11 protein-coding genes are annotated in these 13701 nt (G+C 59.7%); all 11 read left to right on the top strand.

Features of this window, described 5'->3' with window-relative positions:
* The first annotated feature begins 48 nt into the window (after positions 1 to 48).
* Positions 49 to 1017, top strand: coding sequence for a thiamine-phosphate kinase (gene thiL / locus Q9290_RS09885; RefSeq protein ID WP_371930917.1), 969 nt, complete (start codon positions 49 to 51; stop codon positions 1015 to 1017).
* Positions 1014 to 1493 carry a phosphatidylglycerophosphatase A gene (locus Q9290_RS09890; RefSeq protein ID WP_306079489.1) on the top strand — a complete coding sequence of 160 codons (480 nt, stop codon included), beginning with the start codon at positions 1014 to 1016 and terminating at the stop codon, positions 1491 to 1493. The genes thiL and Q9290_RS09890 overlap by 4 nt, the downstream gene beginning before the upstream one ends.
* 562 nt (positions 1494 to 2055) lie before the next feature.
* The gene (locus Q9290_RS09895; protein ID WP_306079490.1) at positions 2056 to 3783 is read left to right on the top strand and encodes a dipeptide ABC transporter ATP-binding protein; all 1728 of its coding nucleotides are present in this window, start codon (positions 2056 to 2058) and stop codon (positions 3781 to 3783) included.
* Between the two features lie 34 nt (positions 3784 to 3817).
* The gene (locus tag Q9290_RS09900; RefSeq protein WP_306079491.1) at positions 3818 to 5374 is read left to right on the top strand and encodes an ABC transporter substrate-binding protein; all 1557 of its coding nucleotides are present in this window, start codon (positions 3818 to 3820) and stop codon (positions 5372 to 5374) included.
* 87 nt (positions 5375 to 5461) lie between these two features.
* Positions 5462 to 6436 carry an ABC transporter permease gene (locus Q9290_RS09905; RefSeq protein ID WP_306079492.1) on the top strand — a complete coding sequence of 325 codons (975 nt, stop codon included), beginning with the start codon at positions 5462 to 5464 and terminating at the stop codon, positions 6434 to 6436.
* A 4-nt stretch (positions 6437 to 6440) separates the two neighbouring features.
* A complete protein-coding gene (locus tag Q9290_RS09910) occupies positions 6441 to 7376 on the top strand; it encodes an ABC transporter permease (RefSeq protein WP_306079493.1) in 936 nt (311 codons plus the stop codon).
* Positions 7377 to 7623: 247 nt separating this feature from the next.
* On the top strand, positions 7624 to 8964 hold the full coding sequence (locus Q9290_RS09915; RefSeq protein WP_306079494.1) for a hypothetical protein: 1341 nt from the start codon (positions 7624 to 7626) through the stop codon (positions 8962 to 8964).
* Between the two features lie 380 nt (positions 8965 to 9344).
* The gene (gene fusA / locus Q9290_RS09920) at positions 9345 to 11435 is read left to right on the top strand and encodes an elongation factor G (RefSeq protein WP_306079495.1); all 2091 of its coding nucleotides are present in this window, start codon (positions 9345 to 9347) and stop codon (positions 11433 to 11435) included.
* 189 nt (positions 11436 to 11624) lie between these two features.
* Positions 11625 to 13025 (top strand): F0F1 ATP synthase subunit beta, encoded by a 1401-nt coding sequence (atpD, locus tag Q9290_RS09925; RefSeq protein WP_306079496.1) that lies wholly within the window; start codon positions 11625 to 11627, stop codon positions 13023 to 13025.
* A complete protein-coding gene (locus Q9290_RS09930; protein WP_306079497.1) occupies positions 13022 to 13435 on the top strand; it encodes a F0F1 ATP synthase subunit epsilon in 414 nt (137 codons plus the stop codon). The genes atpD and Q9290_RS09930 overlap by 4 nt, the downstream gene beginning before the upstream one ends.
* The gene (locus Q9290_RS09935; protein ID WP_306079498.1) at positions 13432 to 13701 is read left to right on the top strand and encodes an AtpZ/AtpI family protein; all 270 of its coding nucleotides are present in this window, start codon (positions 13432 to 13434) and stop codon (positions 13699 to 13701) included. The genes Q9290_RS09930 and Q9290_RS09935 overlap by 4 nt, the downstream gene beginning before the upstream one ends.

Here is a 13701-nt window from a genome sequence, read left to right on the forward strand (position 1 = left end):
TGAGAAGCATCGGGAAAAAAGCCAGCTGACGCTGGCTTTTCATTTTCTATGAATGAATTTGAAATAATAAAACAATATTTTACCGGTCACAGTGGTCGCAAGGATGTGATCATGGGCCCGGGTGACGACTGCGCCCTGCTGCAAATGCCGCCCAACACCACGCTGGCGGTGAGCACCGACACCCTGGTGGCAGACGTCCATTTCTTTGCCGACATGGATCCCGTGGCCCTCGGCCACCGGGCCCTGGCGGTGAACCTGTCGGATCTGGCGGCCATGGGCGCCGATCCCTGCTGGGTGTCACTGGCACTGACACTGCCGAAGGCCGACGAAACCTGGATCAGGGGCTTTTGCGAAGGCTTTTTTGAACTGGCGGAATATTACAACGTGGCCCTGGTGGGCGGCGACATGACCAGGGGGCCGCTGTCGATCACCGTGACCGTGCATGGCTCCCTGCCGGAAGGCAAGGGCCTGCGCCGTCATGGCGCCAGGGCCGGCGATGGCATTTACGTCACCGGCACCCTGGGGGATGCGGCACTGGGGCTGCAGCAGCAGCTTGGCAACATTGCGGTCAGCGAGTCTCACCTGGCCTTTGTGCGCAACAAGTTCGAACATCCGCACCCGCGTATTCTGGCGGGCCAGGCCCTGCGTGATATCGCCTCCAGCGCTCTGGATCTCTCCGACGGTCTGCTCGGCGATCTCGGTCATATTACCAGGGCATCGAACGTGCGCGCCGTGCTTGAAATGGAGCAACTGCCCCTGAGCCAGGCCATGACCGACACCGTTGAGCAGGAGCGGGCCTGGCAGCTTGCGCTGACCGGCGGTGACGATTACGAGCTGTGCTTTACCGTGCCCGAGGTGCACCGGGGCCAGCTGGAAACCGCGCTGGCTCACTGTGGCGTGAAGTTCACCCGCATCGGCCGCATGGTGGCCGGCGAAGCCGGCGTTGAGCTGATGGCTGACGGCAAGCCCTACAAGCTTGAGGCCAAAAGCTGGGATCACTTTCGGAGTGGCGAATGAGAAAGCCGGAGCTTGCAGCACTGAAGCTGTCCAACCCGCTGCACTTGCTGGCCCTGGGCTTTGGCTCTGGCTTAAGCCCCATCATGCCGGGCACCATGGGCACACTGGCGGCCATTCCGTTCTACCTGCTGATGGTGAACCTGCCGCTGTGGCTGTATGTGGCGCTGCTGGTGATCGGCTTTGTGGCCGGCATTAAAATCTGCAACGCCGCCACCACCGCCATTGGCCGGCACGATCACGGCGCCATTGTGTGGGACGAGTTTATCGGCTTTGGCGTGACCATGCTGGCGGCCCCGGCGGGCTGGAAGTGGATAGCCATCGGCTTTGTGCTGTTCCGTTTCTTTGACATGGTCAAGCCCTGGCCCATCAGCTGGTTCGACCGCCGGGTGCACGGCGGATTCGGCATTATGCTCGACGATCTCATCGCCGGCCTGTTCGCCCTGGCCTGCCTGCAGGGGCTGGTGCTTTACCTCTGATATTCCCTTTCATGCCGTAAAGTACGTGACCCCACGAAGTCCTTCAAAATACGTCACCCCCGCGAAGGCGGGGGGCCATGTTTGGTCCGGCACGGTTTAACCGATCGGCGCCGTGTTCCCGGATTCCCATCCCCGCCTACGCGAGGATGACGTTCCTTCGTGGGAATGACGGCCAACAGCGCAAGCTTCCCCCGTCACCCCTGCATGCGGTAACAGACCGGCACGGGGGTTGTGGTCTCATTTTTACCGGCATAACGGCCTTTCCCTTCTTTAGAGCATTCCCCCTATTTTCTTTGCGACTACCACAATTTATCTTCGAGTAAAGATTCAGTCATAAATTCTGCATTATTTTTCAAGGGTGAAAAATTCTGCTAAAAAATTGACCTCAATCCTCCCAGTCAGTCTTTATTTTTGGCTCAATACCAGATTAGAATGCGATCAAATGTTATTTTTTTGTTGCATTTGGCTTCGGTGATCCGTTGCCGATCGAAGCTATAGTAAAGGGCACTTCAAATCCCGGCTGCCAGCAGGTAACAACGGGGAGCCCCGTTTAAGGATGAGCATGTCGCTACTGGAAGTAAAAAACCTGCGGATTGAATATCCGTCCCGTCACGGCGTGATGGCCGCCGTGGAAGATCTCTCCTTCAATATCGAAAAGGGCGAAATACTGGGCGTGGTCGGTGAGTCCGGCGCCGGTAAGTCGACCATCGGCAATGCGGTGATCGACCTGCTCAGCCCTCCGGGGCGCATCGCCAGCGGCGAGGTGTATCTGGATGGGCAGAGAATCTCCGAGCTGTCGCCCACCGCCATGCGGGCGGTGCGGGGCAAGCGCATCGGCTTTATTTTTCAGGATCCCATGACTTCCCTGAACCCGCTGTTTACGGTGGAGTTTCAGATGGTGGAAACCCTGCTGGCCAATACCGATCTCAGCCGTGAAGCAGCCCGCAACAAGGCCATCTCCCTGCTTGATGCGGTGGGCATTCCTCAGCCGGAGCTGCGCATCAAGCAATATCCCCATCAGTTTTCCGGCGGCATGCGCCAGCGGGTGGTGATCGCCATCGCGCTGTCCTGCGATCCGGAGCTGATCATTGCCGACGAGCCCACCACGGCGCTGGATGTGTCGATCCAGGATCAGATCCTCAACCTGATCCGTGGCCTGTGCAAGGAGCGCAATGTGGGCTGCATGCTGGTGACTCACGACATGGGTGTGGTGTCGAACGTCACCGATCGGGTGGCGGTCATGTACCGGGGCAAGCTGATGGAAATCGGCCCTACCGAACAGGTACTGGGGGATCCGGCCCACGCCTATACCCGCAGTCTGATCTCCGCCGTGCCCCGCTCCGACATCAAGCTGCGCCGCTTTCCTCTGGTGTCCTACATTGAAGACGCCAAGGAAAAAGTCAGCCTGGATCTGAAAAGTCACTGGCTGGGCCAGAGTCAGGATCAGCGCGACTACGACGGCGCCCTGCTCAGGGTGGAGCACTGCAACCTGCGCTTTGTGACCAGGGATTCAATCTTTCCGTCGCGCCGGGAGTACCTGCAGGCCACCAATGACGTGAGCTTTGAGATTAATGAAGGCGAAACCTTTGGCCTGGTGGGGGAGTCGGGCTCCGGCAAGTCCACCATTGCCCGGGCCATTACCGGCCTGTATCCGCCCGATACCGGCAAAATCTGGTTCGAGGGCATTGAGCTCACCGCCATCAAGACCGAGCAGGAGCGCCGCCCGCTACGCCGGCAAATGCAGATGGTGTTTCAGAACCCCTATTCGTCGCTCAATCCGCGCATGCGGGTGGACGACATTATCGCCGAGCCTATTCGCTTTCATCAGTTGGCGGAGAATGACGCACAAATTCGCGGCATTGTTGCTGACCTGCTCGACTACGTGGGCCTGGGCCGGGCCGCCGGGGTGAAGTTTCCCCACGAATTTTCCGGCGGTCAGCGTCAGCGCATCTCCATTGCCCGGGCCCTGGCTACCCGGCCACGATTGTTGATCTGCGACGAGCCCACCTCGGCGCTGGATGTGTCGGTGCAGGCGCAGATCCTCAACCTGCTCAAGGATCTGCAGGACGAGCTCAGGCTCACCATGCTGTTTATCAGTCATGATCTGCCGGTGATCCGGCAAATGTGCGACCGCATCGGGGTGATGAAAAAAGGCACCCTGGTGGAGGTGGCGCCCACCGAGCAACTCTTTACCAACGCCGCGGATCCCTACAGCCGCTCGCTGATCTCCCTGATGCCCGAGTTCAAGGGCATGTCGCGGGAAGGACTGGATATTTCGGAACAGGCCTGACGGCCAACATTAACTCAAGTAAATGGAGTGCTACATGAAAAAAGGACTCAACAAAATTGCCGCCGCCCTGGTGGCTGCGGGTTTCGCCATGAGTGTGCAGGCCGCCGACATCACCATCGCCTACGACGCCGATCCGGTGTCCATGGATCCCCACGAGCAGCTCTCCGGTGCGACCCTGGAAATGTCCCACCTGGTGTTCGATCCGCTGGTGCGCTGGACCAAGGACTTCAAATTCGAGCCTCGTCTGGCGGAAAAGTGGGAGCGGGTAGACGACAACACCATGCGCTTTCACCTGCGCCAGGGCGTGAAGTTTCACAGCGGCAACGACTTTACCGCCGACGACGTGGTGTGGACCTTTAACCGTCTGAAAACCTCGCCCGACTTCAAGGCCATTTTCGAGCCCTTTGCCGAAGCCAAAAAGGTGGATGAGCACACGGTAGATCTGGTCACCAAGGGCCCCTTCCCGCTGGTGCTGAATACCGTGACCTATCTGTTCCCCATGGACAGCCAGTTCTACAGCGGCACCACCGAAGACGGCAAAAACAAGAGTGAAGTGGTCAAGCACGGCAGCTCCTTTGCCTCCACCAACCCGTCCGGCACCGGCCCCTTCAAGCTGAAGTTCCGTCAGCAGGGGGTGAAGGTGGAGTATGAGCGCAATGCCGATTACTGGGACAAGAATTCCCCCGGCAACGTCGACAACATGACCCTGGTGCCCATCAAGGAAGACGCCACCCGGGTCGCCGCCCTGCTGGCCGGTGACGTGGACTTTATCAAGCCGGTGTCGCCCAACGATCACAAGCGGGTGCAGTCTGCCAGCGACGTCAAGCTGGTGACCGAGTCCGGTACCCGTATTATTACGTTTCAGTTGAATCAGGATCGTTTTGAGCCGTTCAGGGATGTGCGTGTGCGCCAGGCGGTGAACTACGCCATTAACCAGGAAGGCATCGTCAAGCGAATCATGCGTGGCTTTGGTACCACTGCCGGCCAGCAGGCGCCCGCCGGTTATGTGGGCCACAACCCGGATCTGGTACCCCGCTACGATCTGGACAAGGCCAAGGCGCTGATGGCGGAAGCCGGCTACGCCGATGGCTTCAAGCTCAGCATGATCGCCCCCAACAACCGCTACGTGAACGACTACCGCATTGCCGAAGCGGTTAAGGCCATGCTGGCGCGCATTAACATCGACGCCGAGCTCAAGACCCTGCCGGTAGCCCAGTACTGGCCGGAGTTCGACAAGTGCGCCGCCGACATGCTGATGATTGGCTGGCACTCCGACACCGAGGACACCGCCAACTTCTCGGAATTCCTCACCATGACCCGCAACGAGGAAACCGGCCGGGGCCAGTATAACTGTGGTCATTACGCCAACCCCGAGCTGGACAGGCTCATCGAAGACGCCAACGTCGAAACCGACGGTGCCAAGCGGGAAACCATGCTGCAGCAGGCGGAGAAAATCCTGTATGACAATGCCGCCTTTGTGCCGCTGCACTGGCAGAACCTGGCCTGGGGGGCCCGCAACAAGGTGCAGGCCGAGCCCATCGTTAACGCCATGGACTTCCCCTACCTGGGTGACCTGGTGGTCGAAGAATAAGGGCCGGGAACAGGGACTGGGGACCAGGGACTAGAGTGGTTCCGGTCCCCGATCCCTGCTCCCCAATCCCGCAATTGGAATTCAAACATGTTTACTTTTTTGCTTAAACGGGTGTTCCAGGCGCTGGTGGTGATGTTTGTCATCAGCCTGGTGGCCTTCTCGATTCAGGATAACCTGGGTGATCCCCTGCGTGAGTTGGTGGGACAGTCGGTATCGGAAGAAGTGCGCCAGCAGATGCGCGATGAAATGGGCCTGAACGACCCCTTTATGGTGAAATACGGCCGCTTTGTGGGCAATGCGCTGCAGGGGGACTTTGGTACTTCCTATTTCTTCAAGCAGCCCACTATCGAGGTGATTTTTGAAAAGCTGCCGGCCACTCTGGAGCTGGTGTTCTGTGCCAGCATTCTCATTATTGCCCTGAGCATACCGCTGGGGGTGTATTCGGCCATCAAGCCCCGGGCCGTGCTGTCCAAAGTCATCATGGGGGTCAGTATTGTGGGCATTTCGGTGCCGGTGTTCCTGACCGCCATTTTGCTGATGTATGTGTTTTCCATCGAGCTCGGCTGGCTGCCCGCCTATGGCCGGGGCGAGCTCACCAGCCCGTTGGGCTGGGAGTCGGGGCTGTTTAACTGGCAGGGCTTTCGCAACCTGATTTTGCCGAGCATTGCGCTGTCATCCATTATGCTGCCGCTGTTTATTCGTCTGGTGCGCTCGGAAATGCTGGAGCAGCTCAGCTCCGAATACGTAAAATTCGCCTGGGCCAAGGGCCTGGACAAATACCGCATCTGGTTTATTCATGCGCTGAAGAACACCCTGCTGCCGCTGATCACCGTGGGCGGGGTGCAAATTGGCACCATGGTGGCCTACACCATTCTGACCGAAACCGTGTTTCAGTGGCCGGGCATCGGCCTGTTATTCCTCGAGGCCATTACCCGGGTGGATACGCCGCTGATCACCACTTACGTGATTTTTGTGGGCTTTATCTTCGTGGTCACCAATACCATCGTCGATCTGATCTACGGCCTGGTGAACCCCACCGTCAATCTGGCAGCAAAGGGATAAGCCGATGAGTACCGAACTTTCTCAAAGCCGCTGGGCCCGCTTTCGCCAGTCGGACTTTCTCTATCATTTTCTGCGCGACAAGGTCGCCATGGTCAGTTTTGCGGTGTTTGTGGCACTGGTGGCGGCGGCCTTTCTGTCGCCGGTTATAGCGCCCCACAACCCCTACGATCTGGCCACCATCGACATTCTCGACTCCGAGCTGCCACCGAGCTGGCTGGACATGGGCGACGAACGTTTCACTCTGGGCACAGACGTGCAGGGCCGGGATATTCTCAGCACCATTCTTTATGGCTCCCGGGTGTCGCTGATCATCGGCCTGGGGGCAGTGGCGCTGCAGCTGGCCATTGGTATTGTGGTGGGCCTGAGTGCCGGCTACTTTGGCGGTCGCATCGACAACTTTCTGATGCGCATTGCCGACGTACAGCTGTCCTTCTCCACCATGATGGTGGCGATCATAGTATCGGCGGTGTTCCAGGCCACGCTTGGGGCCGACTTCTACGCCCAGTATGCGGTGCTGATGCTGGTGGTGATCATCGGGCTTGCCGAATGGCCGCAATATGCCCGCACCATTCGCGCCACCGTGCTGGCGGAAAAGAAAAAGGAGTACGTGGAGGCGGCGCAGGTCATGGGGTTCAAATCCATGCGCATCATGTTCCGCCACATTCTGCCCAATTGCCTGTCGCCGATTCTGGTGATCTCCACGGTGCAGGTGGCCAACGCCATCATGAGTGAAGCGGCGCTGTCGTTCCTGGGCCTGGGCATGCCTGTAGACAAGCCCTCGCTGGGGTCGCTGATCAGCATGGGCTTCAGCTATATCTTCTCCGGCTCCTGGTGGATCACCGCCTTTCCCGGTATCTATCTGGTGGTGCTGGTGCTGGTGATCAACCTGCTCGGCGACTGGCTGCGGGATGTGTTCAACCCCAAGATCTACAAGGGGTAGGGGGCTTTCATAATAGGTCACCTCCGCGAAGGCCTTCATAATTCATCACTCACCGCGAAGGCGGGGGTCCATGTATGGTCCGGCACGGTGTTACAGGGCGGCGCCGGGTTTCTGGATTTCCGCCTTCGCGGAAATGACGAGGAAGGTGTGGGAATGGCGTCAATCAGATATGCAAATGACGGCCTTGTTTACCCTGCTCCACCGGTTATGATCTCCCTCTTGTTTATCGCTACGTCCGGAGCTCACCTTGCTCGCCACCCTGTATTCGCTGTTTCCACTTTCTTTGCGCCGGCAACTGGCCGGGGGCCTGATTCTGGCGGCCATGGTGATGATTGCCGCCGGCCTGCTGGGCTTGCCACTGGCACCGCACTGGGCGGGGCTGGCGTATTGGTGTGCGGCGGTGCTGTTGTGGCAGGGGCTGGCCAGACGCAACCGCACCCAGGCGCTCGGGCTGCTGCTGGTGGGGGGCGGCTGTCTGGCCTGGAGCGCGGGGCAGGGGGCTGAAATCGATCCGCAGCGGCTGGTGGCCGGCAACAGCGGCCTGCTGTCGATGCTGGTGGCGGTGAGCTTTTTAAGCCTGGTGAGCCGGCCACAGACCGAGGATGACGAGCGGGCCCCCAAGGGTAAGCGGGCGCTGGCGTCTACCCTGGCGGCGGTGCACCTGTTTGGCTCGGTGATCAACCTGTCGTCGGTGTTTATTATCGGTGATCGCCTGGCCCGGCGCGGCAGCGTCACTCGGGAGCAGGCGCTGGTGCTGATCCGCGGCTTTACTGCCGCCGCCTTCTGGTCGCCGTTTTTTGCCGCCATGGCGGTGGCCCTGAGTCTGGCGCCCGAGGCCCGGCTGACCATTCTCTGGCTGGTGAGCATGCCCCTGGCCCTGTGCGCCCTGCTGCTGACCGGCTGGCAACTGTGTCGCCAGCAGGGAAATGAAGAGCAGGCTCCGGCTCGGGACTTTACCGGTTATCCGTTGCACGCCGGTGGCCTGCTGTTGCCGGGGCTGCTGGCCACGGCGGTGCTGGCATTGCACGAATTAAAGCCCGGGTTGTCCATTCTGGCGGTGATCACCCTGCTGGCGCCGGCCCTGACCCTGCTTATTCTCACCCTTAAGCGGCAATCACCACTGGCGGCGGTGGGCGGGCTGACCAAAGGCCGGCTGCCCCAAATGGGCAACGAGCTGGCGCTGTTCCTGGCCGCCGGGGTGCTGGGCTATGGCCTGGAAAGCCTGTTTTCAAGCCTGGGCGGCAGCCTGCCGCTGGCGCAGTTTGGCGCCCTCGAAGCCAGCGCTACCTATCTGGCGACGGTGGCGCTGTCATTGCTGGGCATTCACCCCATTATCTGCATTGCGCTGGCGGGCGCGGTGCTGGCACCGCTTGAGCCCAACCATACCCTGCTGGCATTGGTGTTTCTGTCGTCCTGGGCGGTAGGCACCTCCACCGGGCCGCTGTCGGGCATTAACCTGGCGTTTCAGGGCCGCTACGGGCTGGACTCGTTTTGCATCATGCGCTGGAACCTGGGCTATGCGGCGGTGATGTCGGTGCTGGTGGTGGCGGGTATTTTTGTGCTGGCCGCCCTGCTCGGGCTGGCGTAATCTTGGTGGCGGTGTCACAATCCACCGCCCCACAGGAGACAAATGTGAAATATATCTGGCTCAAGGTGTTGCTCACCGTGGTAATCTTTGCCGGTCTGTTTGGCTGGGTATACTACAAGGTGGCCAACGGCGGTATCTGAGCTTAGCAGTCTGGCCGCCTGCGTTGATAAACGCGCGGATTTGGCAAGGCAGAGCAGCAGAAAGTGCGGGGCTGGCGTCTTGAGCGGGGTCTGCACAAAAATTACACGCAAACCCGCTCGGGCCATTTGCGCACGGCAGGGTTCTACTGCATAATGTGCGCCTCGAAATCTGAGGTGCGGTGTGCTGGTACTCTTCGCATGCTCCGTCTACTTCTTTAATCAACCATATAAAGTTGCATCATGTCTGATTTATCACATTACAGAAACATCGGTATTTTTGCTCACGTTGACGCGGGCAAGACCACCACTACCGAACGTATCCTCAAGCTGACCGGTAAAATCCACAAGGCGGGCGAGACCCACGACGGTGAGTCCACCACCGACTTCATGGAGCAGGAAGCCGAGCGTGGTATTACCATCCAGTCTGCAGCCGTAAGCTGCTTCTGGAAAGGTCACCGTTTCAACGTTATCGACACTCCCGGACACGTTGACTTCACCGTTGAAGTATACCGTTCACTGAAAGTACTGGACGGCGGTATCGGCGTATTCTGTGGTTCCGGCGGCGTTGAGCCCCAGTCCGAAACCAACTGGCGCTATGCCAACGAATCCGGCGTTGCCCGTATCATCTTCGTGAACAAGCTGGACCGTCTGGGCGCCGACTTCCTGCGCGTAGTACAGCAGACCCGCGACGTACTGGCCGCCAACCCGGTTGTTATGGTTCTGCCCATCGGCCGTGAAGACGAGTTCACCGGTGTAGTAGACCTGCTGACCCGCAAGGCCTACATCTGGGACGACTCCGGCGATGCCGAGAAGTACACCATTGAAGACGTACCGGCCGACATGGTTGATCAGGTTGAAGAATACCGCGAAATGCTGGTAGAAAGCGCCGTTGAGCAAGACGACGACCTGATGGAAGCCTACATGGAAGGTGAAGAGCCCTCCATTGAAGACATCAAGCGTTGTATCCGCAAGGGTACCCGCACCATGGCCCTGTTCCCGGCCTACTGTGGTTCTGCGTTCAAGAACAAGGGCATGCAGCTGGTGCTGGACGCCGTGAACGACTACCTGCCGAGCCCGACCGAAGTTGATCCGCAGCCGCTGACCGACGAAGAAGGCAACGAGACTGGCGAGCACGCCATCGTAGACGCCGACGCGCCGCTGAAAGCGCTGGCGTTCAAGATCATGGACGACCGTTTCGGCGCCCTGACCTTCGTACGTATCTACTCCGGCCGCATCAAGAAGGGTGACACCATCCTCAACAGCGCCACCGGCAAGACCGAGCGTGTAGGCCGCATGGTAGAAATGCAGGCCGACGAGCGTACCGAGCTGGACTCTGCCCAGGCTGGTGACATCATCGCCATCATCGGCATGAAGAACGTGCAGACCGGTCACACCCTGTGTGACGTCAAGCACCCCTGCACCCTGGAAGCCATGGTATTCCCGGATCCGGTAATCTCCATCGCCGTTGCGCCGAAGGATAAGGGCGGTTCCGAGAAGATGGGCGTAGCCATCGGTAAAATGGTTGCCGAAGATCCGTCTTTCCGCGTTGAAACCGACGAAGATTCCGGTGAAACCATCCTGAAAGGCATGGGTGAACTGCACCTGGACATCAAGGTAGACATTCTTAAGCGTACCTACGGCGTTGACCTGATTGTAGGTGAGCCGCAGGTAGCCTACCGCGAAACCATCACCTCTCAGATTGAAGACAGCTACACCCACAAGAAGCAGTCTGGTGGTTCCGGTCAGTACGGTAAGATCGACTACATCATCCGTCCGGGCGAAGCCAACACCGGTCTGGTGTTCAAGTCCTCCGTAGTGGGTGGTAACGTACCGAAGGAATTCTGGCCGGCCATCGAAAAGGGTGTTGCCAGCATGATGAACACCGGTACCATCGCCGGCTTCCCGGTGCTGGACATCGAGTTCGAACTGGTTGACGGTGCCTACCACGCAGTTGACTCCTCTGCCATCGCGTTCGAAATCGCCGCCAAGGGCGCCTTCCGTCAGTCTCTGCCGAAGGCCAACCCGCAGCTGCTGGAGCCGATGATGAAGGTTGACGTGTTCACTCCGGAAGATCACGTGGGTGACGTTATCGGTGACCTGAACCGTCGTCGTGGCATGATCAAGGATCAGAACGCTGGCGTGACCGGCGTGCGCATCAAGGCAGACGTACCCCTGTCCGAAATGTTCGGCTACATCGGTTCTCTGCGTACCATGACTTCTGGCCGTGGCCAGTTCTCCATGGAATTCTCTCACTACGCTCCCTGCCCGGCCAACGTGTCCGAGAAAGTGGTAGCTCAGGTGAAAGAGCGCAAGGCTGCTGAAAACAAGTAAGCTTGTTTAACGGCTGAGCCCGAATAAAAACCGCTGCTTCGGCAGCGGTTTTTTTATGCCTGCAAGACGGGCCTGTTCGCCCAAATTGAATGTTTTGCTCCCCCTGTCCAGACTTGAAGGTAACTTTTTCACCGAGTAACAGGGTCTCCTCATGAATACCACCGCCATCGTTCAGGCAGGGCAAACGCCATGACGATGCCGCGAATTACTCAGCCTGATCCTCTTGGGTTTATTACCGAAGTCCACGGCCCCGTGGTAGTGGTGGCCTGCGAGCGGCTGCCGCCCCTGCGACAGGCACTCTATGCCTGTATTGGCAAGGACACTTATCTGTTTGAGGTGCACCAGCATCTGGATGAGCGTCATTTGCGTGCGGTGACCCTGCATCGCAGCAGCGGACTGCACCGGGGCATGGCCATCTTTGACACCGGCGCGCCCCTGCATGTGCCGGTGGCGCCATCGTGCCTCGGCCGGCTGCTCAATACCTTTGGTGAGCCGCTGGACGGGGGAGAGCCACTGCCTGCCGGCGACTACCGCAATATTCACCAGCGGCTGCCATCGCTCACCGACTCGGTGGGGGTGGGCGAGGTGCTGCCCACCGGCATCAAGGTCATCGATTTGCTGTGCCCCTTCGTCAAGGGGGGCAAAACCGGCCTGTTTGGCGGTGCCGGGGTGGGCAAAACCGTGCTGATCATGGAGTTCATGCATGCCGTGGCTACCCTGCATCAGGGGGTATCGGTGTTTGCCGGGGTGGGCGAGCGCATTCGCGAGGGGCACGAGCTGTGGCACGAAATTCGCGAGGCCGGGGTGTTGCCCCAGACCCTGATGATGTTTGGCCAGATGGATGAATCGTCGGGGGTGCGCTTTCGGGTGGGGCTGGCGGCGCTCACCTACGCCGAGTATTTGCGCGACAGCCTGCGCAAGGAAGTACTGTTCGTGATGGATAATGTGTTTCGCTTCGTGCAGGCCGGCAGTGAAGTATCCAGCCTGCTCGGGCGCATGCCTGCCACCGTGGGCTACCAGCCTACCCTTATCAGCGAGGTGGCGGAGCTGGAAGACCGCATTCTGTCTACGGCTCATGGTGCCATTACCTCGGTACAGGCGGTGTATGTGCCCGCCGACGACATGACGGATCCGGCGGTCACCGCCATTCTCAGCCACCTCGACACCACTGTGATTTTGTCCCGGGAGCAGGCGGGCAAGGGCATTTATCCCGCCGTGGATCCGCTGCAGTCGGGCAGCCGGCTGATGGACCGCCATACGCTCGGGCAGCGTCATTACGATATTGCAGAAGGGGTGCGCGAGCACCTGGCCCGCTACCGGGAGCTGGAAGACATCATCACCATGCTGGGAGTGGAAGAGCTCTCGAACCGGGACCGGCTGGTGGTCACCCGGGCGCGCCGGTTACAGCACTACCTGACTCAGCCGTTCTGGGCGGCGGCCACCCACACCGGCATGGAGGGCGTTACCGTGCCGGTGACCGACACCATTAACGACTGCGAGGGCTTTTTGCTGGGCCGTTTTGACGATCAGCCCGAAGCCAGTTGCTATATGCGCGGCACCATGCAGGCCGCGCCGGAGAAAAGTGCATGACGCCCTTTATCCTGACATTGCAGGACGCCACCCATGCCGAGACCGTGGAGGACGTCACCGCATTCGTGGGCGAAGACGACTCCGGCAGTTTTTCGCTGCTGGCCCGCCACGCGCCACTGGTGACCGTGCTCACTGTGGGGCTGGCGCGCTTTCGCACCGGCGAGCAGCACTGGCACTACCTGGCGCTGCCGGGAGCGGTACTGCATTTTGAGCACAATGTGCTGACCCTCAGCACCCGGCGTTACTGGCTGGACGACGACTATCAGCGCATCAGCACGACCCTGCAACAATGCCTGCTGGCCGAGGAAGAAGCCCTGCACGGCATGAAGGAAAGCCTGCGCCGGCTGGAGGATGAATGCCTGCGGCGCATGTGGGAGCTGGGCCGGCGCGGCGGGGGGCCGATGCTGTGAACGGTCACAAGGAGCTGCGCAAACGGGTGGAACGCCAGGCCAGGCGCATGAAACAGGCCGAACGCGACAAGCCCACCCTGCTGGGCCAGACCATTTACATGGGTACCCTTGGGCTGCTGATGGCCCTGCCGGTAGTGGCCGGGGCTTTTCTGGGGAACTGGCTCGATGGCCTGGCCGAGGGCTATTCGGTGCGCTGGACCGTGAGCCTGATCCTGCTGGGCGTGGTGATTGGCGCGGTGAACATTTATCTGTTTATCACAAGGTGA

It is taken from the genome of Oceanimonas aquatica (genome assembly GCF_030732065.1).
In the GTDB taxonomy this organism is placed as follows: domain Bacteria; phylum Pseudomonadota; class Gammaproteobacteria; order Enterobacterales; family Aeromonadaceae; genus Oceanimonas.

Excerpts from the sequence above, each read along its gene's own strand:
- Q9290_RS09910 (WP_306079493.1), top strand. The coding sequence starts at position 6,441 with ATGAGTACCGAACTTTCTCAAAGCCGCTGGGCCCGCTTTCGCCAGTCG.
- Q9290_RS09900 (WP_306079491.1), top strand. The coding sequence starts at position 3,818 with ATGAAAAAAGGACTCAACAAAATTGCCGCCGCCCTGGTGGCTGCGGGT.
- Q9290_RS09905 (WP_306079492.1), top strand. The coding sequence starts at position 5,462 with ATGTTTACTTTTTTGCTTAAACGGGTGTTCCAGGCGCTGGTGGTGATG.
- Q9290_RS09895 (WP_306079490.1), top strand. The coding sequence starts at position 2,056 with ATGTCGCTACTGGAAGTAAAAAACCTGCGGATTGAATATCCGTCCCGT.
- atpD (WP_306079496.1), top strand. The coding sequence starts at position 11,625 with ATGACGATGCCGCGAATTACTCAGCCTGATCCTCTTGGGTTTATTACC.
- fusA (WP_306079495.1), top strand. The coding sequence starts at position 9,345 with ATGTCTGATTTATCACATTACAGAAACATCGGTATTTTTGCTCACGTT.
- thiL (WP_371930917.1), top strand. The coding sequence starts at position 49 with ATGAATGAATTTGAAATAATAAAACAATATTTTACCGGTCACAGTGGT.
- Q9290_RS09890 (WP_306079489.1), top strand. The coding sequence starts at position 1,014 with ATGAGAAAGCCGGAGCTTGCAGCACTGAAGCTGTCCAACCCGCTGCAC.
- Q9290_RS09930 (WP_306079497.1), top strand. The coding sequence starts at position 13,022 with ATGACGCCCTTTATCCTGACATTGCAGGACGCCACCCATGCCGAGACC.